This window comes from Dyella silvae, assembly GCF_026421305.1.
Taxonomy (GTDB): Bacteria; Pseudomonadota; Gammaproteobacteria; order Xanthomonadales; family Rhodanobacteraceae; genus Dyella; species Dyella silvae.
This window is the reverse complement of record NZ_JAPJBQ010000003.1, coordinates 438435-461446: the sequence shown is the minus strand read 5'-3', so window position 1 is coordinate 461446 and position 23012 is coordinate 438435. Positions and strand designations below refer to the sequence as shown.

At 61.5% G+C, this 23012-nt stretch carries 20 protein-coding genes and 1 tRNA gene; 18 read left to right on the top strand and 3 right to left on the bottom strand.

Annotated features, from left to right (window positions below; genetic code table 11):
- Positions 1-577: 577 nt before the first annotated feature.
- The 4 genes from OQE56_RS10520 to OQE56_RS10505 all read left to right on the top strand — a co-directional run bounded on the left by OQE56_RS10520 (position 578) and on the right by OQE56_RS10505 (position 2486).
- Positions 578-838: a hypothetical protein gene (locus OQE56_RS10520; RefSeq protein ID WP_267224134.1), complete on the top strand. Its 261-nt coding sequence runs from the start codon at positions 578-580 to the stop codon at positions 836-838.
- Positions 839-863: 25 nt separating this feature from the next.
- A complete protein-coding gene (locus OQE56_RS10515) occupies positions 864-1370 on the top strand; it encodes a hypothetical protein (RefSeq protein WP_267224132.1) in 507 nt (168 codons plus the stop codon).
- Positions 1371-1372: 2 nt separating this feature from the next.
- A complete protein-coding gene (locus tag OQE56_RS10510; protein ID WP_267224129.1) occupies positions 1373-1576 on the top strand; it encodes a hypothetical protein in 204 nt (67 codons plus the stop codon).
- Positions 1577-2069: 493 nt separating this feature from the next.
- Positions 2070-2486 (top strand): hypothetical protein, encoded by a 417-nt coding sequence (locus OQE56_RS10505; RefSeq protein WP_267224127.1) that lies wholly within the window; start codon positions 2070-2072, stop codon positions 2484-2486.
- A 286-nt stretch (positions 2487-2772) separates the two neighbouring features.
- Here the strand turns inward: OQE56_RS10505 and OQE56_RS10500 are convergent, their stop codons facing one another.
- A complete protein-coding gene (locus tag OQE56_RS10500) occupies positions 2773-4170 on the bottom strand; it encodes a DUF6538 domain-containing protein (RefSeq protein WP_267224125.1) in 1398 nt (465 codons plus the stop codon).
- A gap of 338 nt (positions 4171-4508) precedes the next feature.
- Here OQE56_RS10500 and OQE56_RS10495 point away from each other — a divergent pair, with 338 nt between their 5' ends.
- The 7 genes from OQE56_RS10495 (at position 4509) to OQE56_RS10465 (ending at position 13470) form a co-directional block, all read left to right on the top strand.
- Entirely contained in the window at positions 4509-4817 is a 309-nt protein-coding gene (locus tag OQE56_RS10495; protein WP_267224123.1) for a hypothetical protein, read from the top strand.
- A 289-nt stretch (positions 4818-5106) separates the two neighbouring features.
- Complete coding sequence (locus OQE56_RS10490; RefSeq protein WP_267224121.1) at positions 5107-6582, top strand: DUF1254 domain-containing protein; 1476 nt, start codon at positions 5107-5109, stop codon at positions 6580-6582.
- Complete coding sequence (locus tag OQE56_RS10485; protein ID WP_267224119.1) at positions 6579-7622, top strand: DUF1254 domain-containing protein; 1044 nt, start codon at positions 6579-6581, stop codon at positions 7620-7622. The genes OQE56_RS10490 and OQE56_RS10485 overlap by 4 nt, the downstream gene beginning before the upstream one ends.
- A 251-nt stretch (positions 7623-7873) precedes the next feature.
- Positions 7874-8629, top strand: a complete 756-nt coding sequence (locus OQE56_RS10480; protein ID WP_267224118.1) for a Mut7-C RNAse domain-containing protein — start codon at positions 7874-7876, stop codon at positions 8627-8629.
- 203 nt (positions 8630-8832) lie between these two features.
- Positions 8833-11781, top strand: a complete 2949-nt coding sequence (locus OQE56_RS10475; RefSeq protein WP_267224116.1) for an autotransporter family protein — start codon at positions 8833-8835, stop codon at positions 11779-11781.
- 376 nt (positions 11782-12157) lie between these two features.
- Positions 12158-12799, top strand: coding sequence for a response regulator (locus OQE56_RS10470; protein WP_267224114.1), 642 nt, complete (start codon positions 12158-12160; stop codon positions 12797-12799).
- A 455-nt stretch (positions 12800-13254) separates the two neighbouring features.
- Positions 13255-13470, top strand: a complete 216-nt coding sequence (locus OQE56_RS10465) for a hypothetical protein (RefSeq protein WP_267224113.1) — start codon at positions 13255-13257, stop codon at positions 13468-13470.
- Between the two features lie 329 nt (positions 13471-13799).
- Here the strand turns inward: OQE56_RS10465 and OQE56_RS10460 are convergent.
- Positions 13800-13876 (bottom strand) — tRNA-Arg (locus tag OQE56_RS10460).
- 157 nt (positions 13877-14033) lie between these two features.
- Between OQE56_RS10460 and amaB the strand changes: the two genes are divergently transcribed.
- From amaB to murB, 6 genes are all read left to right on the top strand, one after another.
- On the top strand, positions 14034-15569 hold the full coding sequence (gene amaB, locus OQE56_RS10455; protein WP_267224111.1) for an L-piperidine-6-carboxylate dehydrogenase: 1536 nt from the start codon (positions 14034-14036) through the stop codon (positions 15567-15569).
- A gap of 65 nt (positions 15570-15634) precedes the next feature.
- Entirely contained in the window at positions 15635-15946 is a 312-nt protein-coding gene (locus OQE56_RS10450; protein ID WP_267224110.1) for a DUF4190 domain-containing protein, read from the top strand.
- A complete protein-coding gene (locus OQE56_RS10445) occupies positions 15943-16734 on the top strand; it encodes an SDR family NAD(P)-dependent oxidoreductase (RefSeq protein WP_267224108.1) in 792 nt (263 codons plus the stop codon). The genes OQE56_RS10450 and OQE56_RS10445 overlap by 4 nt, the downstream gene beginning before the upstream one ends.
- A 4-nt stretch (positions 16735-16738) precedes the next feature.
- Positions 16739-17506 (top strand): class I SAM-dependent methyltransferase, encoded by a 768-nt coding sequence (locus tag OQE56_RS10440; RefSeq protein ID WP_267224106.1) that lies wholly within the window; start codon positions 16739-16741, stop codon positions 17504-17506.
- Between the two features lie 2 nt (positions 17507-17508).
- Complete coding sequence (locus OQE56_RS10435) at positions 17509-18546, top strand: quinone-dependent dihydroorotate dehydrogenase (RefSeq protein ID WP_267224359.1); 1038 nt, start codon at positions 17509-17511, stop codon at positions 18544-18546.
- Between the two features lie 10 nt (positions 18547-18556).
- Positions 18557-19576 carry a UDP-N-acetylmuramate dehydrogenase gene (gene murB / locus OQE56_RS10430; protein WP_267224358.1) on the top strand — a complete coding sequence of 340 codons (1020 nt, stop codon included), beginning with the start codon at positions 18557-18559 and terminating at the stop codon, positions 19574-19576.
- A 1080-nt stretch (positions 19577-20656) separates the two neighbouring features.
- Here the strand turns inward: murB and OQE56_RS10425 are convergent.
- Positions 20657-21895: an MFS transporter gene (locus OQE56_RS10425; protein WP_267224104.1), complete on the bottom strand. Its 1239-nt coding sequence runs from the start codon at positions 21893-21895 to the stop codon at positions 20657-20659.
- A gap of 129 nt (positions 21896-22024) precedes the next feature.
- On the opposite strand from OQE56_RS10425, the gene OQE56_RS10420 reads away from it, so the two are divergent.
- Positions 22025-22807 (top strand): AraC family transcriptional regulator, encoded by a 783-nt coding sequence (locus tag OQE56_RS10420; RefSeq protein ID WP_267224102.1) that lies wholly within the window; start codon positions 22025-22027, stop codon positions 22805-22807.
- Positions 22808-23012: the final 205 nt, after the last annotated feature.

The window sequence follows — 23012 nt, the reverse complement described above, 5'->3', positions numbered from 1 at the left end:
GCGACCCTGTTCGGGAAATTGATCACTCCCTTTTTCGACCTGTCACGCAGTACCCGAGAGGCACCCTCACGAATACCGCTGAGAGCTCCTGCAGGGTATGCCGTAGCGGAGACACTCACTCATCTCCATACCTACCCAGCGGCCCAGCTTCTAGACCCGACGCGGCATGAGGTAGAGGAGGCCGCAGCTGATGATGACCAAAGATCGGACTGCGCTGCTGACCAAAAAATGGAGGGCTTGACAGTGGTGCTACCCTAAAAACCTTAAGGTTTATCTTTAAGGTTCCCTCTTAGAGTTCCTTCAGTAGGTTCCTTCTACAGGTTCCCTCCTACCAGTTCCCTCCTTGGGTAAAACCCGAGGACTTCCCTCAAGACCACCTCAGGCTCCTCCTGTAGGCATCGGTCGATCCCGCATCCTGCCAGCCTGCTGGCTCTCCTTCCGGCCTCCCGCCGGTTTCTCTGCGCACACCTTCCGTGCGTGTCTTGCTGTACCCCTGATCCAACCACCCACCGCCACCGTTCATCCGTGCTGAGCCATCGGCACGGACGGACATCTGCGCCCGAAAGGAATACCTCCCATGCACGACACCCAACAAACGATCACGCAGCAACAGCAGATCGCCTTCCTGCTGACCATCGTCAATCAGCTCCGCGCCATCCGCGCTATTGAAGGCTGTCTGACCTTTACCGAAGTCGTCGCCCGCCATGTAGGCACTGTCGGATACAGCGTTCTCGCTGAGGTCGCAGCTGAGCTTGATGCCGCCACCCCGGCGGAAGTCGACGCAGAGCTCAGCAAGCTCTGGGCAGGTGCGCTCGCATCTGCCACCACCGCCAACTGATCCCATCACATCACCGAGACTCCCCATGACCACCAACAACACCCCCTACGCCGACCACATCGCCAGCTTTGAGCAGAACCTGTCCGCATCCGTGGAGCAGCTCCGCGTCGACCACGAGCAGCCGTACTCGGCCGACGAAGAAACGGAGATGCTTCACACCACTGACCCGGCAGAGATGATCCGTCAGGTGGAACGTCGCCGTGACGCAGTGACAAAGCTTCTGAGCGAAACCACCGGCACCTTCGATAAGAACACCGGCAAGCCCCACATGGTCATCCCAGCGGATCATCCGCGCCGCCGCTCCCTAGAGATTGAGCTGCACCAGCTGACCGCACACACGCTACCGATGACGCAGGCACGTGCCGCCGACATCGCAGCTCGCAAGGCAGTCATGCCGACCACCGAAGAGCGCCTGAAGGCCGAAGGGGAACGCCAGCAGCGCATTCACCAGGCTGCCCTGAAGCGTGCTGAGGAGATGGAGATCGAAGAAGCCGCGAAGCGTCTTCGTGCGCAGCGACAGGGAGCGCGATGACAATGCACTACGACGACATGGACGAACTCGGCCAGCGCCTATATCGGATGGAGCGTGAGAATTCCGGTCATCGCCGACTGAAGGTCTTGCAGCACCTGAGGGACGAGAGCTCCTCTCCGCACACCCAAGTCGTCCAAGGCACTCGCGGCGTTCCGGTGTATCGCACTTCGTTTTTCCGGCCGCTCAGCAGCAACCGCATCGACTGATCACCACTGCCATGACCACCCAAAGCCGTCGGCACCCCGGCGGCTTTGTCGTGTCTGGCTTTGGAGCCCGCCAATCACCACAGCCACCACCACACACAGTAGAGGAACCATGACCACCATTTCCCCGAAGGCTTGCCCCAAGTGGGCCAGCTGCAATGCACCCGTGTGCCCCCTCGTTCCGAAACATGTCAACTGTCAGACCAGAAGCGGAGAGGCTGTCTGTTCGTGGTTGCTTGAAGCGATGAAGGCGGGAGGCTTGCGCCGCATCCCCGCCGAGATTGCACCTGCTGTCGAGCGCGCCCTGCCGATCCTGCAGAGGAACGGAAAGGCTTACATGCGAGGTCGACTGAAACGTGCCCGAGAGTCCGGCTCTCGAATGACCCTGAGGCCTTCCGCAGGGCATGCCGTATCGGACACACACGGCCTCCCCCATACCAACCCAGCGGCCCCATCAAGTTTCCCGCCGGGGCATACCCCTCAGGAGCACTGAACCATGCTGACCGCCGCCGACTACGCAGAGCTGCTAAACGATGCCACCCTCAGCCCCCTCATTCGTGGCGATCTTGAGCGCAGCCACCTTCGAGCACTTCACCGAGAGCAGTTGCGCGCGCGTATCAGCGAGCAGGCACGCAGGGATGCTCGAACCCTCGCTTGGCAACGAGAGACGATGAGGGTCGCTCGTGAACTGCTGCTCCTGCAGTTTGAGGTGACCTGCTGGCGAAAGCGTCAGCGCCTGCCCCGGCTCTACGAAGATACACAAGAAAAATTGCTGCAAGGCCTGAAAGGGTTCCGCATGCGCATGGAAAAACTTCAGGGCGATGTCGGACAAGGAAATCCAATGCAAAAGCAGTGGGCAGAAAACCACGCCGAACTTATCGCTGCCTTGGTGGGGAATGAAGGGAGCCCCTGAAGATCCCCCCAAGGGGCTCCACTCGCAGTCGTTACTCCCTGCCCACCATCAGGCCGTCCTCGTGGTGCCACCACAGATACCGCGTGCCGAGTCGCAACCAGATGGACGGGGAACGGAACAAGGTGATTTCAGCTTCGAACTTGATGTGCATTGCTCAACCCTCTGAATGGATGAATGAGAGGGGAGCACGTTCGACCGCCAGCGAATTGCTTCCGCAAACGGAAGGATCGTGACCTCAAATAGTTGACCCGATGTTGATCCCAGGGTCAACAGCATTTCCGGTCGCTCACCTCTTCCGCCTTCGGGAAACGACCGAGAGCGACAATGTATCGCCGACAGTACGCACGAGGTCATCCACCGTCTTCCCGTACGTGACGTGAGCAAGTGCTTCAGCTAGACGTTCATCGGCTGCTCTCGCCGTATACGTTCCTTCAGTCACACCGCCTCGCTCATGGCCCACGATCTGCTGACGCAACGTCAACGCAACGCCAGCGACCTCCATCTGCGTCAGCACGGAGTTGCGGAACGAATGGAAGACCACGCGCGGGTCGGTCACTCCGGCTTGATCCTTCGTGTAGAGGAACCGCTTCCCAATCAGGTGGCCGCGCTTGTCATCACTCCCGCCGGCCAGCAGGCCCGGCAACAGGTAACCGTCCGAACTGGTCTCAGCCAAGCGTCGCACCAGAGGTCGAATCACTGGATGAATGGGAACACGGCGAACTGCCGCCGCCGTCTTACCTTCCCGCACATGCAATACATCGCCGTCCACGGAATCAACGCGCAGGCTGCAGAGATCCTCCCGCCGAGCCCCCGTGTAAGCACCGAGGGCGGTCAGCGGCCACAGTGGGTCATCCTGCGACACCTTCTGGAGCATCTTCAGCAGCTCGGCGTTTGCCCACGGCCTGCGCGCCTGCTCCTTGCCCCGCGTAGATTCCTTCAGGAGCTTCCCGAGCTTGGAGAAGGGGTTCATGACCACCGCGTCCCGCAACTCCAGCCAGTCGAAGAACTGCCGCACTTCGTTGATTGCTGCGCGTTTGGTTTGAATGGCACGCTCGCGCGGCATGACCGCGTCGCTCACGTAGGCGCTTGCCCGAGCCTTCGTAACCTTCTTGCATTCCGTGTCCCGACCGATCCAGTCAAGGAAGGAGTCAAGGTGTCGCCGCTTGTCTTCCACAGTCTGCCGGCGGATTGGAGTTGCCTCAATCCACTTCATGTACTGCTCGGCTTGGTACCCCAGCGTGAGCGATGGATTCCCCGTCAGCCGATGATGCGCGCGGCGAATCGTAGAGACCGCCTCGAGGGAAATCTTCGGGTGCCCCTCCATGTCCACCCCGTGCTTGCGCCCCTGCTCTTCCAGATAGTCACCGACAAGTGCATCCAGTGCATGGGACGCGTCTGTGCGCGACACAGCCCCTGCGTCCATCTCCTCGCGCGCCCTCGTGGCTGACTCAAGGATGACCTCAGGGGTGAGAGCTCTGGGGGCAGCAGGCGCCACCTGTGCAATCAGCTGCTGAAGATCTGCGATGACACGATGGCGGCGCTTGTGCGCCTCGACCTCATCGCGAGTCTGCAGCGACCTTGTGAGCACCTTTGTCCCCATGGCCGCTTGGTGCCTCTGCGGGACAGGCAACTGCACGTACCAGCCCAACTTTCGGCGCTTCAGGTAGGTCGGTGGAACACTCATCAATCACTCACGGTTAGGTCACCTAGTTAGGTCACCCTACCCTTTGAAAGCCCTGTGCCGCAAGATATTGCGGCTTGCGAGACATTTGGATTCGAGTCCTATCACCGGTACCAGATACAAACAAAAAAGCCCGCCTTATGGCGGGCTTTTTTGTGTTTGCATTCCGGAGCGCATGGGCATCGAGTGAAAATTCACTCTGAGAACTCACGCTGCCACCTCCCGCGCCTGACGACTTAGCACCAGGCCAGTTTCAGCACTCCCCCGCATGCCGCTCCGTTTCGGCAAGAGCCAGCTTCGCGGGACTATGCTAAAGGACGAGTGAGACTAGAGATGCCGCCATGTCTGCGGATACCAAGACTCCCCTCGAACACGTCAACGACGTCCTTGCGCAACTCAAGGAGATGCGTCATTACGCGAAGAACAACGTCGAAACCCTGACGGCGCAATGGCTACTGTTCGACGGCGAGCTGAAGAAGCTCAAGCAAGCGGCGCCGATCGAGACGCTGATGACGCATCAAAGTGAATTGCACGACGCGCTGGACGAGGAAATCGCCGCGCTCGAGAAACTGGCGGTAACGCTGCAGCCTCCTCCGGAGGAGGCATCGCCGGCAACGCAGACTAAGCCAGCAGCCCACGGCAAGCCATAGGTCAAGCTCGCCAGTACGACTCGCTTCAAGCAGGGGCACTCTGTGCTTTTGAAAGGCGCTCCTTTCGTTCCCCTGTTCCACCTCACGCCCATTTGAAGGCAAAAGGGCCCAGCGCGCATTTCAGCGGCGAATGCACCCTACTCTGCCACTACCCGCACTTTCCCCATGGAAAGTGGCCCTGGGCATACGTAGTTCTACGTTGAATGCACTTCGTAGTTCTTCAGTCGAACCGGCGAGGGGCAGACGCTACCGTACGCCATCGACACCTTCGCGATGCGGTGAGCGGACTATGAAGAACCTGATGTACGGACTCTGGGTCTGGGCCAAGGGGACGCTGGCCACGTTGTCTCTCGCTGCGGCGATCACGGCATTCGGCTCGTTTGAGGTTACCCATGCATCGCCAGTCGACTCGCCTGCGGCGCCCGGCGAAGCCGGCGTATCGGTGGATGAAGCCCGAGCCATTGCCAAGGAGGCCACGATCTACGGCTTTCCGTTGGTCGACAACTACCGTATTCAATATTCGTATTTCGCCGATCAGGGCAGCCCCGAATTCAAGGCGACATGGAACACGATCTACAACAACGCCCGGGTTTATACGCCCGACGACAAAGCGATCCAGACGCCTAATTCGGATACGCCGTACTCCTATGTCGGTGCGGATCTGCGCGCCGAGCCTATTGTGCTTACGGTGCCCAAGGTCGAAAAGGGACGCTATTACGCCCTGCAGTTCATCGACATGTACACCTTCAACTTCGCCTATGTGGGCAGTCGAGCTACGGGAAACGATGCGGGCAGCTTTTTGCTTGCAGGGCCCGGCTGGAAGGGCGCGACACCGAAGGGCATCAAGCAGGTGATTCGTTCCGAAACCGAATTCGCCTTCATCCTGTATCGGACGCAGCTTTTCAATCCGGGTGACATCGAAAACGTCAAGCGCATCCAGAGCGGCTACAAGGTTCAGACGCTGTCGGCGTTTTTGGGTAAATCGCCGCCGCCGGCTGCGTCAAAGATCGATTTCTTCAAGCCGCTTGCATCAGAGCAACAGCGCACGTCCCTCGCGTTCTTCAACGAACTGAACTTCGTGCTGCAGTTCTGCCCCACGCATCCCTCCGAACAGGCACTTATGGCCCGCTTCGCCAAGATCGGCGTAGGCGCGGGTAAGACCTTTGACGCCGATGCGTTGTCACCCGAACTTCGAAAAGCCCTGCAGGACGGCATGGCCGATGGCTGGAAAGCCTTCGCCGAGTTCAAGGCAACGGAGCTGGATACGGGAAAGTTAACCAGCGCCGATGGTTTTGGCACCCGCGACTACCTGAAGAACAACTACATGCAGCGCATGTCAGCGGCAGTCCTCGGCATCTATGGCAACTCCAAGCAAGAGGCGATTTATCCGGCCTACTTCGTCGATACCGATCACCAGAAACTGGATGGCTTGCAACGGTATACGCTCCGGTTGGCGCCGGACCAGTTACCACCGGTCAACGCGTTTTGGTCACTGACGCTATACGAGCTGCCGCAGAGCCTTCTTTTCGCCAATCCGATTAACCGCTATCTGATTAACTCCGCGATGCTGCCCGCCCTCAAACGGGACAGCGATGGCGGTATCACGTTCTATATCCAGAACGAATCGCCGGGCAAGGACAAGGAAGCCAACTGGTTACCCGCGCCCAAGGGGCCGTTCTTCCTCGCCTTGCGCTTGTACTGGCCGAAAGAACCGGCCTTCAACGGTCAATGGAAGACACCTGCCCTGCAGAGGAGCAAACCATGAAACGCATGATCGCCATGCACGGCAAGGCTACCCTTATCGCATTCGTCGTCGCGCTTCCGGGCATGCTGAGCGCCCAAACAAATCCTTCGTCAGGCGCGACGGTTCCGGTAACGGCGGACAATTTTCCCCGAGCCGAGTCGGACATTTATTTCGCTGCGCTGTACAAGCGTGGCGGCATGGGTACTTTCCATCACGAGCGTGAGCCGGGCCCGATCGACAAGCAGGACGTCATCCGCATCAATCGCGACACGCTTTACTCGTCGGCCGTATTCGACCTGGATGCCGGCCCGGTGACGATCACCCTGCCCGATGCCGGCAAGCGCTTCATGTCCTTGCAGGTCATCAACGAGGACCACTACGTGCCAGCCGTGGTCTACGGTGCGGGCAGCTATACCTTCGACAAAGACAAAGTGGGCACGCGCTATGTGGCCATGGCAGTGCGCACACTGGTTGACCCGAACGATCCCAAAGACATGCAGGCAGTGCACGGACTGCAGGATGCCATCAAGGTTCAGCAAGCCAGCCGAGGATCGTTCGAGATTCCCCACTGGGATCCGGTAAGCCAGAAGAGGGTCCGCGATGCCTTGTTGGTGCTTGGATCCACCATCCCCGACTTCAAGAACGCCTTTGGCAAGAAGGCGGATGTCGATCCCATCCGCCATCTCATTGGCACCGCCACCGGCTGGGGTGGCAATCCCGACAAAGATGCCACCTACCTCAACGTCACTCCGCCCAAGAACGATGGCAAGACGATCTATCACCTCGCGGTGAAGGACGTCCCCGTCGACGCGTTCTGGTCGATCAGCGTCTATAACGCCAAGGGCTACTTCGAGAAGAACGCGCTGAACGCCTACACGATCAACAACATCACCGGGAAGAAAAGCCCAGACGGCTCGATCGACGTTCAGTTCGGTGGCTGCGACGGAGGGATCCCCAACTGCCTGCCTATTACCCCCGGCTGGAACTACACCGTACGGCTCTATCGACCGCGTGCCGAGGTTCTGAACGGATCATGGAAATTTCCGGCACCGCACGATTAGACCCTGCCCAACAGAATGTACGTCCACGGACACCGGGTGGAGACCCGGCTTGGCGCTATCTTCAGCCCGGCGGCCACAGGATCGGGATATAACGCCAAGGGTACGGAGACTGCACAGGTCATCGACAAGCGTTGTGGGAGAACAGCTCTGCGCCTCATCCGTCTTCAGGGAGGCGATTCGAGGTTTCGACCATGGGCATGACATTCACCATGGCGCCCTCCACCGGGCGAACTCACGGGGGCGCATCGCCCGTGCACACCACCGAGTTTCGCTTTTACGAAGAATTGAATGATTTCTTGCCGCCCCTACGGCGCAAGCGCTCGTTCACGCATGCGTTCAGCGGAACGCCGACTGTCAAAGACACCATCGAGGCCCTGGGTGTACCCCATACCGAGATCGACCTGATTCTGGTCAACGGCAAGTCAGTACGCTTTACGTTTCACCTGCATGGCGGTGAGCGCGTTGCCGTTTACCCCATGTTCGAGCGCTTCGATGTGCGGCCGCTCTATCGTCTGAGTCCGCGCCCTTTGCGCCGAACGCGCTTTGTCGCCGATGTTCACCTCGGCAAGCTGGCCCGGCGTTTACGCCTGCTTGGCTTTGACACGCTGTACGGCCCTTCTTTCGAGGACGCTCGCCTTGCGTCCATCTCTGCAGATGAGCGCCGAATATTGCTTACCCGCGATGTCGGATTACTGAAACGCAGCGCGGTGACGCGGGGGCACTGGGTACGTCATACCGACCCGCTGCAACAGTTGAAGGAAGTCATTGACGCGTTCTCACTACAGCAGGATCTGAAGCCCTTCACGCGTTGCATGGTCTGCAACGGTGACCTTCGGGCAGTTCAACGCGCGTCAGTTGCGGGCCTGGTGCCACCGGGCGTCCTTGAGCGATGCCACCGATTCAGGCAATGCGCCCAATGCAAGCGCATCTACTGGCGCGGCACGCATTTCAAGCGGCTCAACATGTTGGCACTCGCGTTGCGGAAGGCAGCAGGACCCACCTTCTAGGCGATACCGGTTTGCAGAGCCATACGAGATGCCCACCACAACCCTCCGCTCCATCAGGGTGCGATTTCACATTACGTACACTGGTTTCAACGCAAAAAGCCGACACGTTACGAGATTGAACAGCGATCGGCGTCAGCTGTCGGAGGTCCGTTGGAAAGGACCGGGGGATCGTGCGCCAGGCCGGGATGCTTCAGGGAGAGCGCATGTCTCGTCGTCGCGGTGTGGAGAAAAACATTTGTCGCGGTGGTATTCGGCTCGCTGCGTTAGCGGCACCACCGCTCTTCTGCCTCTGCCTTGCGCCACTGGGTTTGGCTCACGCAGCCTGCACGACCACAGCGCCAACGACGGGAACTACCGTCACTTGCAGCGGTACGGGCATCGCACCGGTCATCGCCGCGACGGGCAGCGGCAACGTGGTCATCAACATCGTTACTGGCGTCAATTTCACCAGTACGCGCACCGCAAGTTCGGTGTCCTTCAGTGTCGATCACGCCAGCCAGATCACCAACAATGGTGCGCTTACGTTGACGGGTGGCGGCGGCACGGGCACTAACCGGGGCGCGGTGCTGCTGGGAGTTGCCGACGGCAACACGCTCACCAACGCAAGCGGCGCGAGCTTGACCACCACAGGTGCCTATAACGACGGCATGGCGGCGAGTGGCAATGGCAACACGCTCATCAACAACGGCAGCATCAGCACGGCGGGCCCAAACGCTTACGGCATGACAGCAGCGTGGGGGCAGACGCAGCTTGGTCAGATCAATAACTCGCTGATCAATAACGGCACGGTGAGCACCACTGGCAGCAACGCACGCGCCCTTTCCATCCTTGGCCAGAACGGCACCTCGACCAATACCGGCTCACTGCTCACGACGGGCACTGCTAGTCATGGTGTTTACATGCAGGGCAACAACGACACGCTGGTGAACAGCGGGACGATCCAGGTTCAGGGCTCCGGCGCTGATGCGGTGTTTTCCAATACGGTGTCTACCAGCTTCACCGCGAACATCCGGAATCTGCCGGGCGGCCGGATCATCAGCCAGCAAGGGGCAGCCATTCGCGCGGTCAACGGCTCCACCACCGTCGTCAACGCGGGCCTGCTGCAAGGTGGCGGCGGTACGGCGGTGCAGATGGGCATGGGTTCGAATGTGCTCATTTTGCAGACCGGCTCCGCGATTGTGGGCGCTGCGGATGGCGGCGGCGGTACCAACAAGAACACGCTGATACTGCAGGGCAGCGGTAGCGCCACCAATGTGTTCACGCGCTTCAACACGTTATTGGCACAAGGCACCGACTGGAGCTGGAGCGGCAGTGGCGCCTTCGATTCCGCACTGGTTCAAGGCGGTGCATTTCACCTTACCGGCACGGTAAGCGGCACGGGTGCTGCACCGGGTTCGCTTACCTTTGATCATGCAACAGCTACTGGCGTCGCCGGCTTCACCCACTGGAACACCGTGAACGTGACCAACGGCACGCAACTGGCCATGGACGGAACGCTCATGGTGGGCACACCCGCTACCGGTACGGGCACCGTCACCATCGACGCCAGCAGCACGCTGCTCGCGGGCAATGGCGCCAATGGCAGCATCGCGCCGCTCACTTCGGGTCGGTTGGCCCAGGTGAACAATGCCGGCACCATCGACCTCACTAACGGCGATCCGCCGGCCGCCAACACCTTCACCATTGTCGGCAACTACGCCGGCCAACAAGCAAATGTCGTGATGGGCACGGTGCTGGGCGCCGATGGCTCACCTTCCGACAAACTGGTGATCAGCGGAGGGAATGCCAGCGGGTCGACGCTGTTGCATGTGACTAATCTGGGCGGCGCTGGCGGATTAACCGTGCAGAACGGCATTCTGCTGGTGGAGGCGACACAAGGCGCCACGATGGCAGCCACCGCGTTCTCGTTGAACGGTGGAAAACTGCAGGCGGGTGCGTATACGTACTTGCTGTTTGAAGGTGGCGTAACCCCAGGCACCTCACAGAACTGGTACTTGCGATCAACGCTGCCCCCAGCCCCACCCATAGTGTCGGTGCTGCCAACGGGCACGCCGACGTCGCCTACCAGTCCATCACCAGCAACACCGCAGCCACCCACCACTCCCGGTGGCGAGAGCGCGGTGACGGAACCCATTGCCGCCGAGGGCTCGCCGCTGCTGCCACCACCACCAGCACCCGGCGATCCGCCGACGCCGCTCTATCGTCCCGAGGTCGCGCTGGATTCGGTGATTCCCGCAGTCAACGTGCAGGTTGGCTTGTTGCAGCTCGGCACGTATGACCAGCGCCAGGGCGGTCAGTTGCTCGCCACCGGCAACGGCTGGGTTCCCGCTGGCTGGGTACGCGTGCTTGGCTATAGCGACCATCAGCAACAAGGCGGCGCGGGCGCCCAACCACAATTCGACGGCCATATGGATGGCGCACAAGTGGGCCACGACATCTACGCACGCGAAAGCGACAGCGGCCAGCGCGACCGTATCGGTTTTTTCATCGGATACCTGCACACCAGCGGCGACGTGAGTGGCAGCGTCGTAGGCTTTCCAGATGCACGCGCCGGCACGTTACGCGGCCATGCAGACAGCGCCGGTGCCTACTGGACGCACCTGTTCCCCAGCGACGCCTATGTCGATGCTGTGTTGCTTGGTACGTGGTCGCATACCGAGGTCAACTCCATCCAGGGCTTTGATAACCGAACGCACGGCACAACGGTGGCAGCCTCGCTGGAAACCGGCTTGCCGCTACGGCTGACCGACTATCTCACGCTGGAACCGCAGGCGCAGGTGATCATGCAGCACCTGACTACCGATGGGTTCACCGACCCTGTCTCCACCGTCTCGTTCGAGCCAACCAATGCGGTTACCGGTCGTATCGGTGCGCGGCTGGTCGGTGACTTTCATGACGCGAAGCAGATCTGGCAGCCCTACCTCAAGCTGGATCTGTGGCGGAACTTCCATCGTGATTACAACACCGTGTTTGGTGGCGTCGATGACATTCCCACCAATCTGGCGAGTACGGCACTGGAGGCGGGCGGCGGTGTCAGCGCCCGACTTTCAGAACACCTCAGCCTGTATGGCGAAGCCAGCTATCTTCGCAATACCGACGCCTGGCATCGACGCGGAACACAGGGCGATATCGGGTTGCACGTTCGCTGGTAACGCGGGTCGCAGCCATTGAAGGTTGTTATGGCATCAAGATGTACGCATTGCCCATGTGTAATGCAGGCAGATGCCTACTCACATGAAGGGTGAAGCCGCGACCGGGGTACGTCATGTCCATTGGCGCAACGACTCCTGACGCGGTCCATCCAGTCCGCCTGAACCATCGACGTCACAGTAAAAACACTGAGGTGGGCCTTGATTCCACAACATATGATCGGCACTACCGAAGTCCCGTCTTGACGTAGCATCCACATCCTTCGACATCAAATCAGTCGTCCGTTCAGAGAGACCTCGGCTCGGGTCATGCGCCAGCCGCCTGCCTTGCCCGATCGAGTACGCTTTTGCCCACACCGGCAACCGGAATAACGACACAGTGACGCTGCGAATCATTCTTGCCGATGACCATCCCATCGTTCGCAGCGGGGTACGGGCATTGCTGGAAAATGCCGCGGGGGTCTCCGTGGTGGCGGATGTCGGCTCCCCGACGGAGCTGATGGGTGCCATCGAAAAGTACGAATGCGATCTCGTGCTGACCGACTTCAGCATGCCGGGCAGCCAGATGGCCGATGGCCTGCACATGATCGGCATGGTCCGGCGGCATTGGCCCAAGCTGCCGGTCGTTGTGCTCACCATGGTGAACAACGGCGGGGTGCTGAATGCCATCCTCGCGACGGGCGTGCGCGGGCTGCTCAGCAAGTCGGATGCATTGACCGAACTGCCCCTCGCCGTTCAGGCGGTGTCGCACGGGCGCGAATATCTGAGCACCAGCATCAGGGAAACGCTGGATACGTCGCACTCCGAAGGAGGCATGCCGGCCGAGCCTGCGCTATCGAAGCGCGAAACCGAAGTTCTACGCCTGTTCGCCTCCGGCCTTACCGTGTCTGAAATCGCTGCGCAGCTCAATCGAAGCGTCAAAACCATCAGCCGTCAGAAAATGGACGCCATGACCAAGCTGGGGCTGAAAAGCGACCTTGAGGTCTACACCTACGCGCGCGAGAAAGGCATGCTCGCCTGATCTGTAGCGGGGTCGGTCAAGGTAAGCAGAGTCCCCGGCTCCCGTGTCGCTAAAGAACGCCAGGTCATCACCCAGCACGCCCCTGCACGACTGCCATGCCATGCGCAGACGCATCCCTGAGTCACGCCAAGTGCGCGGCCTGGACACTGCTACCCGTTAGCACAAGCGCCTGGAAACCCTTCGGACGCGCCCCGAACGCGTTATCCGTTTCGTCGGTGATGTCCTTGCGACGAAAGGCGACGGATAGTTGACGAAACATGGCCCACCGCACACTTCTTCAAACATGCGCCGCGGCGAGGATGGTCGCCGCATGCCATGGCACGCTCCTTGATTGCTTCAGGGAAATCGACACGACACTCAACAACATGGCGCGCCAACGCTCTTTGTCACCTGGCCGTCCAAACGCTCACATCACATCCGCCACCGTATTGACGAGCGCACAGGGGCGCTCCCCCATGAACACGAGATTCACCGTCGTCGACGAAACCGATCACGAATTATGGGTACAGTGCGAAATCAACGGGTTGGCCGGCAAGGTGATCTGGCAGGCTTCGGTGTATGACGCCTCGTCGCTCCAGGCTGTGCTCAACGGCGAGGCCGTCGATCAGGATGCTGTCGAGGGCCATGTCCAGGCAGAAGTACTCGATCGCGGCATTTTCGCCAGAAGCTGACCCGCTGCGTCAGTCTTCTGACCAAGAACGCCACCCGGGATGCATGGCAGGCGTAGGGAACATGCATTCCACGCAACAGGCTGCATGAGTTGCGGATAGCGTTATCCATTGAGCGCGTTCTGCTGAATTAACTCAGCGACCTTAAGCTGGGGCTGAAAGAGCTGTCGCGGGATGCCCGCCAGCACCAGCCATCTGCCGGCTCCCAATGATCGCTGACGAACCTGGCGCTGCCTGCCATGCGGTCTGGTCGCATGGTCTGCGCCCATGCAGGGCTGACCTGGCCATTCATGCTGCCCTGCAACCAAGCGGGTAGCCAGGCGTCTCGAAAATGGTGCCCCCGATACGATTCGAACGTACGACCTTCCCCTTAGGAGGGGGACGCTCTATCCAACTGAGCTACGGGGGCAGCGGGCGGAATTCTGGCATGGATCGCCCTCCAGTGCGATCCGGGAAGGCAAACGGCAGCCACTCGCCAGGCAGGCGTCAGAACAGGCTCTCCTGCCCCTGCTAGAATGAATGTTTTCATCCCGGCGCTCTCCCCGCGCCACGGTCCGGAGTCAAGCATGTCCAACGCAATTCTCACCGCACTCGGTCTCGGCGCGACGCAGTCGGGTACGTATTTGGGTAGTGGCGAGTGGTCCAAGACCACCGACGCGGGCACCCTGCAACCCGTCAACCCGGCAACGGGCGAAGTGATCGCCTCGGTCCATGCCTCCAGTGCGGCGGACTATGAACTGATCGTCAAGCGCGCCCAGGAGGCGTTCAAGGTGTGGCGCACCACGCCGGCGCCGGCACGCGGCGAAGCGGTTCGCCTGTGCGGTGAAGCGCTGCGCAAGCACAAGGATGCGTTGGGTTCACTGGTCGCTCTGGAAATGGGCAAGATCAAGCCCGAGGGCGACGGCGAAGTGCAGGAGATGATCGACATCGCCGATTTCGCGGTGGGCCAGAGCCGCATGCTCTACGGCTACACCATGCACTCGGAGCGTCCGGGCCACCGCATGTACGAGCAGTACCAGCCGCTCGGCCTGGTCGGCATCATCAGCGCGTTCAACTTCCCGGTGGCGGTGTGGGCGTGGAATGCGTTCCTCGCGGCCATCTGCGGCGACATCTGCATCTGGAAGCCGTCGCCGAAGACCCCGCTGTCGGCCATCGCAACCATGAAGATCTGCAACGACGCACTGAAGGCGGCCGGCTTCCCGGACATCTTCTTCCTGTTCAACGACGCGGGCGTGGAACTGTCGCAGCACTTCGTCGACGACCACCGCATTCCGCTGATCAGCTTCACCGGCTCCACCAAGGTGGGCCGTCAGGTGGGCGAGCGCGTGGCCAAGCGCATGGGCCGTTCGCTGCTGGAGCTGGGCGGCAACAACGCCATCATTCTCGATGAGAGCGCGGACCTGAAGCTGGCCATTCCGGCCATCGTGTTCGGTGCCGTCGGCACCGCGGGCCAGCGCTGCACCACCACGCGCCGCCTGTTCGTGCATGAATCCATCGCCGCCGACGTCACCGACAAGCTGGTCGCTGCGTACAAGCAGGTGGAGGGCAAGATCGGCGATCCGACGCTCGCCACCACGCTGATGGGGCCGCTCAACAGCAAGGAAGCCGTGCAGGCTTATCTCGCCGCCGTCGAGAAGGCCAAGGCGACGGGTGGCAAGGTGCTCACCGGTGGTGCTGCACTCACCGACCGCCCGGGCAACTTCGTACTGCCGACCATCGTCACCGGCGTGAAGAACAGCGATGAGGTGGTGCAGACGGAAACCTTTGCGCCGATCCTCTACATCGTGCCGTTCAAGTCGCTGGACGAAGCCATCGAGCTGCAGAACAGCGTGCCGCAGGGCCTCTCCTCCGCCATCTTCACGCAGAACCTGAAGTCGGCAGAGCAGTATCTGTCGGCAGGCGGCTCCGACTGCGGTATCGCCAACGTCAACATCGGCACCTCGGGTGCGGAAATCGGTGGCGCGTTCGGTGGCGAGAAGGAAACCGGTGGTGGCCGCGAGTCGGGTTCGGATGCATGGAAGGTCTACATGCGCCGCCAGACCAACACCATCAACTACTCGAACGCACTGCCGCTGGCGCAGGGCATCAAGTTCGATCTGTAAGACCCGGTAGGCGACGCCGCAAGGCGTCGCCTTTACCCACACAACTTGCGCAGGAAGTGCATGAGATGAGCTACCAGCCCACCACCTATCGCACGACCAACACGCTCGCCGTGGTGAGCCTGGTCTGCGGGATCGCTTCCTGGACCGTTCTGCCGGTCATTGCGGCGGTGGTTGCCATCATCTGCGGGCACATGGCGCGCGGCGAAATCCGCCGCGCGACACCCGGCGCGATGGATGGCGATGCCATGGCGGTCATCGGGCTGGTTCTGGGCTACATCCAGCTCGCACTTTTCGTCCTCTTTCTGTTGGTCTTCTTTGTCTTCCTGTTGCTGGGTATCGGGATGGTCTCGCAATTTCTCCCCTGGCACTGGTCATGAACAGCCCGCGACACGCGACGGATGCTCCGCATGCGCCCTTCGACTTTCACGGTTACCGTGTAGTCGTAGCGGGCGGCAGCAAAGGCATTGGCCGTAGCATCGCACTCGCTTTTGCCGAAGCCGGCGCCTCCGTGTCCGTTTGCGCGCGCGGCGAAACGGCGCTCAACGACATACGCCACGCCATCGCCGCCTTCGGTGTCACCGCACACACGCGCGGCTGCGATCTGGCCGATGCCGCCGCCATCGATGCCTACATCAAAGAAGCTGCCGAAGTGCTTGGCGGTATCGACGTACTGGTGAACAACGCCAGTGGCTATGGCTTCACCAACGACGACGCCAGTTGGCTGGCCGGCTTCCAGGTCGATGTGATGGCAGCCGTGCGCGCCTCGCATGCCGCCCTGCCCCATCTGAAAGCCTCGTCGCACGCATGCGTCCTGCACACATCCTCCATCGCGGCATTTCACGCCAGCGCACGCAGCGCACCGTATGCAGCGATGAAGGCCGCGCTGAGCCAGTACACGACTTCGCAGGCGGTTGCGCTGGCCAAGCATCGCATCCGCGTCAACGCCATTGCGCCGGGATCCATCGAGTTTCCTGAGGGTCTGTGGGATCGCCGCAAGGCCGAAGCACCCGAGCTCTACCAGCAGACACTGGCCAAGATTCCTTTCGGCCGCTACGGCAAGCCCGAAGAAATCGCCAACGTCGCACTGTTTCTTGCCTCGCCGTACGCGAGCTGGATCACCGGCCAGACGCTGTGCGTAGACGGCGGTCAACTGCTGAACGGGTGACGCCATGACCGACCTCAAGCCCACCGAGCGCTTCAGTGATCGTGTCGCCGAATACGTGCGCTACCGCCCCGATTACCCGATGGCCATGCTGGAGTGGTTGCAGCGCGAGCACGGTGTGAGTTCGCACTGGCTTGTGGCCGATATCGGTGCTGGCACGGGCATCTCCAGCAAGCTGTTTCTCGACGGCGGCCACCGGGTGATAGCGGTGGAACCCAACGAACCCATGCGCATGGCCGCCGAGCAATGGCTGGGGGACAACGAGCGCTTCCGCATCGTCGATGGACGCGCCACTGAAACCGGGCTCGATAGCGGCAGCGTGGATCTGGTGGCCGTGGCGCAAGCATTTCACTGGTTTGATCAGGCCGCCGCCCGCCGCGAATTCCAGCGCATTCTGCGCCCCGGAGGCCTTGCCGCCATCATCTGGAACTCCCGCCGCCTGGTCGGTACGCCGTTCCTCGAAGGCTACGAGTCGCTGCTGAAGACGTATGGCACCGACTACACCAGCGTCGCCGAGCGCTACGGCGACGAGCCCCGCATGCGCGCCTGGTTCGGCGCGGGTTATCTTGGCATGGGGCGCTTCGACCATGGCCAGCTGCTGGATTACGACGGCCTGAGTGGACGCTTGCAGTCCTCTTCCTACGCACCGCGCGCGGGCCATCCTCAACACGAACCGATGATGCATGCGCTGCGCGAGCTGTTTGACAGCTGCGCGGTCGACGGCCGCATCAGTTTCGACTACGACACTGTCATCTACGTGGGCACACTGCCTTGAGCATGTACGATCTGATCCGTCCCTTGCTGTTCGCGCTCGACGCCGAAACAGCCCATGGCCTCACCCTATACGGGCTCGACGTTGCCCAACGCAGCAACTTCTCCCACCTGATCGCCAAGCCGCCCGCGGAATTGCCGACCACGGCCTTTGGCATCCGCTTTCCGAACCCGGTGGGTCTGGCGGCCGGACTGGACAAAAACGCCGACCACCTCGACGGCCTGGGAGCGCTTGGCTTCGGCTTTATCGAAGTCGGCACCACCACGCCGCGGCCGCAGCCGGGCAACGACAAGCCGCGTATGTTCCGACTGCCGCGCCACGAGGCGGTGATCAACCGTCTCGGCTTCAACAATGCCGGCGTCGACGCGCTTGTTCGCAACGTGCAGCAGTCCAGCTATCGCGGCGTGCTCGGCATCAACATCGGCAAGAACAAAGACACGCCCAACGAAAAGGCCGTGGACGATTACCTGTTCTGCCTTGAGCGCGTGTATGCGCTCGCCAGCTACATCACGGTGAACATCTCCTCGCCCAACACGCAGGGCCTGCGCGATCTGCAGGAGGAGGCCACCCTGCGCCGCTTCATCGAGACGCTGCGTGAAGCGCAGGAGCGTCTCGGCTCGCAAAGCGGCGCACGCAAGCCGATGCTGCTGAAGATCGCGCCAGACCTCAGCGAAACCGAACTCGACGCCATCGCAGAAGTCCTGATGGCAGCGAAGGTCGACGGCGTGATCTGCACCAACACCACCATCGATCACTCTGCCGTGGCCAGCGACCCGCATGGCAATGAAACCGGCGGACTGTCTGGCAAACCGCTGTTTGCCCGCTCCACCGCCGTGCTGCGCGGCATGCGCAAGCGCGTGGGCAACCAGCTCGACATCATTGGCGTGGGTGGCATTCTCGATGGCAGCGACGCCGCCGAGAAAATCGACGCAGGCGCCTCGCTGGTGCAGATCTACTCGGGCATGGTCTACCGCGGCCCGGCGCTGGTTGCAGAGTGCGTAGATGAGATCCGCCGCCAGCGGGAAGACACCCATGGCGGTTGAGCGCATCGATATGGGCGGCTACACGCTGATCGAGAACGCCCCGATGGGGACGCGCAACACCTTGCGTGTCGATGCGCGCGCCAGGTTGCTTGCCGAAGTGCACGACGCATCGAAACTCCCGGAACTGCTGGACTTCCCCGCCGTTCGCAACGGCAAGTTGCTGGTATTGGGCGAAGGCAGCAACCTGCTGCTTACCGGCGACTTCGACGGCACTGTGCTGGCCATGGCCACCCGTGGCGTGCAGGTGGAACAGGATGGCGAAGTCGCGCGCATCGCCGTCGCCGCTGGCGAGCGCTGGGACGACTTCGTGCGCTGGACGCTCGGCCAGGGATTCGCCGGTCTGGAGAATCTCATTCTGATTCCCGGCACCGTTGGCGCTGCCCCCATCCAGAACATTGGCGCCTATGGCACTGAAGTCGCTGAGTTCATCGAGAGCGTGGAGGCGTGGGACACGCAGGAGCGTCGCGTCGCAACGCTCGATCGCGCAGCATGTGCGTTCGCCTATCGCGATTCCGTCTTCAAGCATCAGCCTGGGCGCTACATCGTTACGGCCGTCCGCTTCGCTTTGCCTCGTACGCGCGAGCTTCGCATGGACTACGCGGGGATTCGCGAGGAGCTGGATCGCATGGGCATCGCCAAGCCCGCGCCTTTCCATGTTGCGGAAGCCGTGGTGCATCTGCGCACGCGAAAGTTGCCCGATCCGGCGGTGATCGGTAACGCAGGCAGTTTCTTCAAGAATCCCATCGTCGATGCCTCCGTTGGCGAGGCACTCAAACGCGAGCATCCGGAGCTGGTGTCGTGGGTGGGCAGTGATGGGCGCTGGAAACTGTCCGCTGCATGGTTAATCGAAAGCAGTGGATTTAAGGGGATGCGTGAAGGCGATGCTGGCATCTCCAATCGGCATGCGTTGGTGTTGGTGAATCATGGGCACGCGACTGGCGCGGAGCTGTGGGCGTTTGCGCAACGCGTGATTGAAGGTGTGCGGGTGAAGTTTGGGGTGCGGTTGGAGCCGGAGCCCGTCGTTATCTGATAGGGGTTGTGCTTGCGCCCTCAGTCGCGGGCGGCGCGCCTTCAACTCCCTCTCCCCTCCGGGGAGAGGGTTGGGGTGAGGGGCGGGTGCTCGCGGTAACGTTTCTATCTGTCAGCTTTGTGTTTTGCCCTTCTGTGGCTACTTCGCGACCTGGCTCGCCTGCGGCGGGCTTCCGACGATCTGCCGATCGCCGGGTCACTTCTCTTTGCTTGCCCAAAGAGAAGTAACCAAGAGAAAAGGCACCCCGCTTGGCGCTTGCCGGGCCTTATGGCCCGGCAAGTCCGTGAGGGTTGGCCGGGCTTTTCGACAGGGCTTCCTGCCCTGACGAAAAGGGATCGGCATCCATGCCGATCCCCCTGCGGGCCTGATCGTCCAACCCTCACCGCCGCACAGGGGCCCCGCAGATCAAAAGCGCACGGCTCGTGCCGCTGGCGCGGCACATCGCATCACCTCATATCGCGTGCTTTTTTCTGTAGGAGCCCACTTGTGCGCGACCGGCCTACGGAGCGGCAATGACGGGACGCGGCGGTCGCGCACAAGTGCGCTCCTACAGGGAACCCATGGGCATGGAGAAATCACGAACTCTGCTTCTGGCGCGCGTCGCGCGCCGCTCTGGCTCTGGCTCTGGCTTTCGCTCTTGACCTCCGGGCCCCTATGGCGCGGCGGGCGGGTGGAGGATCAGCCCGCAGGGTGGCCGGCAAGGATGCCGGCCAGTTTTTCGACAGGACAGGGATGTCCTGTCGAAAAACCCCGTAACCCGCCCGCGAACCTTCCGGGCTGCAAGCCCGGAAGGCGCGCCATCGGGGTGGCCTTTCTCTTGGTTACTTCTCTTTGGCCACGCAAAGAGAAGTGACCCGGACCGCGGCAGCGGTTCGGAAGCCCGCCGCAGGCGAGCCAGGTCGCGGTATCGCTACGTGACGGCGAAAGAGCAAAGTCACTGGATGACCAGCCTTCGGCTGTTGTGAAGCGCTTCCAGCCTTCGTTGGGATGACGGTGAGGGGAATGAACGTTACCGCGAGCACCCGCCCCTCACCCCAACCCTCTCCCCGAAGGGGAGAGGGAGCTAAGAGCGTGCAGGCCTCACGCCTGCCCCACCCTCACCTTCTTCTCAACATCCGGCAAAAACACCGTAATCATCCCGATCAACGGCAAATACGCACACACCCCATACACATACTCAATGCCCCGCGCATCCGCGATATGCCCAAGCACGGCAGCACCAATGCCACCCATACCAAACGCAAAACCAAAGAACAGCCCGGAGATCATTCCCACTCGCCCAGGGATCAGCTCCTGCGCATAAACCAGAATCGCCGAAAACGCCGAAGACAAGATCAAGCCAATCACCACCGTCAACACGCCAGTCCAAAACAGATTGGCATGCGGCAGCAACAGCGTGAACGGTGCAACACCGAGAATCGATGCCCAGATGACCCACTTGCGGCCAATGCGATCACCCACGGGACCGCCGATCAACGAGCCCGCCGCCACGGCAAACAGAAACACAAACAGGTGCGTCTGCGCGTTGGGTACCGACACGCCAAATTTGTGGATCAGGTAGAACGTGTAATAGCTGCTGATGCTCGCCAGATAGAAATACTTGGAGAAAATCAGCAGGCCCAGCACAAGCAGCGACCACGCCACCTGCGCACGCGTCAACGTCAGCAACGACGCGTGCCGCGCCTTGGCCTTGCCGCGCACGGCGTGATGATCGCGATACCAGCGGCTCACCTGCAGCAGCACCACGATGGCGAGCAGCGCCGCCAGCGAGAACCACGCCACGCTTCCGCGGCCATGCGGCACGATGATCCACGCCGCCAGCAGCGGACCCAACGAAGCACCGGCATTACCGCCTACCTGAAACAGCGACTGGGCCAGGCCATGACGCCCGCCCGAAGCCATGCGTGCCACACGCGACGATTCGGGGTGGAACACCGACGACCCCGTACCCACCAGCGCCGCCGCCACCAGCAACACCGCGAAGTTCGGCGCGGTGGCGAGCAACAACAGGCCGCACAAGCTGAAGCCCATACCCACCGGTAGCGAGTACGGCATCGGCTTCTTGTCGGTGATGATGCCCACGGCAGGCTGCAGCAGCGATGCGGTGATCTGGTAGGTGAGCGTAATCAGGCCGATCTGCGCGAAGCTGAGATCAAAGTTGCTCTTGAGGATGGGATAGATCGCCAGGATCAACGACTGAATCATGTCGTTGAGCAGGTGCGAAAAGCTGATCGCCCCCAGGATGCGGAATTCGGTGCCGTGTTCGGCATGGCTGGTGGATGCCGCAGGTAGCGGCAGGTCATCGACGCGGGTTTGCATGGGGACTCGTGTTGGTGGTGGCTGCGGCACGGCGTCGCAGCTTGCGTCGCCAGGGTCATCACCTTAAAGTGGCCGAGCCCGGCCCGCACACAGCATTGGGTCAGCTTCTATTGAAAATGGGCCAAATCCGTGCGCAACACCCGCGCCGATATCTACGAAAACACGCCCCGCGATGTCATCGCCACGGGCAACGACTATCCGCCCCACTACGTGCTGCCTGCGCACTCGCATCGGCGGGGCCAGCTGCTTTACGCCTCGACCGGCGTACTCACCACCATCACCAGCGAAGGCAGCTGGGTGGTGCCGCCACGCCGGGCTCTGTGGATCCCGCCCGGCGTCACCCACGAAGTGCTTATGGGCGGTCAGGTCTCCACGCGCAGTGCCTACGTGACGCCCGACGTGGCCAAAGCCGCCGGTCTTCCCTCGCACTGCCAGGTCATCGCGGTGTCTCCCCTACTCCACGAACTGCTGATGGAAGCGGTGGATCTCCCCGCTGAGTACGAGCTCGGCGGCCGCGATGGCCGCGTGATGGCGCTGCTGGTCGACGAAATCGGCCGCATGCCCGTGCTGCCACTGAGTGCGCCGCTGCCACACGAGAAACGTCTGGCGGCCCTGTGTCGCGAATTGCTGATGCAGCCTTCGCAGGAAGTGAAGATTGACGACATGGCACGCCGCGCTGGCATGAGCCGGCGTCATTTCACACGCACCTTCCGCGAGGAAACCGGCATGAGCTTCACCGCGTGGCGGCAGCAGGCCTGCCTGCTGTCCGCGCTGACGCGTCTTGGCCATGGCGAATCGATTACGCAGGTGGCGGTGGATCTTGGCTACGGAAATCCCAGTGCCTTCACCGCCGCATTTCGACGCGTGCTCGGGGCCGCTCCCAGCCGTTATCTGTCGGGTTCCGCGATGTAAATGCTGCGTCACGGTATCGTGACGATGCGCCATGCATTGTCATGGTTACGTCAGGCAGGACGTGCAATATGTCGGTGACGTGACAGCGCGAACTGCGTGCTGTGCTGCCATGGCCCGGTCGTTATCGGCGCCGTACTATGCTCCCTTGCGGGTAAACGCGACCGCCTCGCGCTCCGCCCAACAAACGGTGAACCGATGAGTACCG

Excerpts from the sequence above, each read along its gene's own strand:
- OQE56_RS10495 (WP_267224123.1), top strand. The coding sequence starts at position 4,509 with ATGTCTGCGGATACCAAGACTCCCCTCGAACACGTCAACGACGTCCTT.
- OQE56_RS10490 (WP_267224121.1), top strand. The coding sequence starts at position 5,107 with ATGAAGAACCTGATGTACGGACTCTGGGTCTGGGCCAAGGGGACGCTG.
- OQE56_RS10500 (WP_267224125.1), bottom strand. The coding sequence starts at position 4,170 with ATGAGTGTTCCACCGACCTACCTGAAGCGCCGAAAGTTGGGCTGGTAC.
- murB (WP_267224358.1), top strand. The coding sequence starts at position 18,557 with ATGGGCGGCTACACGCTGATCGAGAACGCCCCGATGGGGACGCGCAAC.
- OQE56_RS10520 (WP_267224134.1), top strand. The coding sequence starts at position 578 with ATGCACGACACCCAACAAACGATCACGCAGCAACAGCAGATCGCCTTC.
- OQE56_RS10445 (WP_267224108.1), top strand. The coding sequence starts at position 15,943 with ATGAACAGCCCGCGACACGCGACGGATGCTCCGCATGCGCCCTTCGAC.
- OQE56_RS10505 (WP_267224127.1), top strand. The coding sequence starts at position 2,070 with ATGCTGACCGCCGCCGACTACGCAGAGCTGCTAAACGATGCCACCCTC.
- OQE56_RS10475 (WP_267224116.1), top strand. The coding sequence starts at position 8,833 with ATGTCTCGTCGTCGCGGTGTGGAGAAAAACATTTGTCGCGGTGGTATT.
- OQE56_RS10435 (WP_267224359.1), top strand. The coding sequence starts at position 17,509 with ATGTACGATCTGATCCGTCCCTTGCTGTTCGCGCTCGACGCCGAAACA.
- amaB (WP_267224111.1), top strand. The coding sequence starts at position 14,034 with ATGTCCAACGCAATTCTCACCGCACTCGGTCTCGGCGCGACGCAGTCG.
- OQE56_RS10485 (WP_267224119.1), top strand. The coding sequence starts at position 6,579 with ATGAAACGCATGATCGCCATGCACGGCAAGGCTACCCTTATCGCATTC.
- OQE56_RS10515 (WP_267224132.1), top strand. The coding sequence starts at position 864 with ATGACCACCAACAACACCCCCTACGCCGACCACATCGCCAGCTTTGAG.
- OQE56_RS10450 (WP_267224110.1), top strand. The coding sequence starts at position 15,635 with ATGAGCTACCAGCCCACCACCTATCGCACGACCAACACGCTCGCCGTG.
- OQE56_RS10440 (WP_267224106.1), top strand. The coding sequence starts at position 16,739 with ATGACCGACCTCAAGCCCACCGAGCGCTTCAGTGATCGTGTCGCCGAA.
- OQE56_RS10510 (WP_267224129.1), top strand. The coding sequence starts at position 1,373 with ATGCACTACGACGACATGGACGAACTCGGCCAGCGCCTATATCGGATG.
- OQE56_RS10465 (WP_267224113.1), top strand. The coding sequence starts at position 13,255 with ATGAACACGAGATTCACCGTCGTCGACGAAACCGATCACGAATTATGG.
- OQE56_RS10425 (WP_267224104.1), bottom strand. The coding sequence starts at position 21,895 with ATGCAAACCCGCGTCGATGACCTGCCGCTACCTGCGGCATCCACCAGC.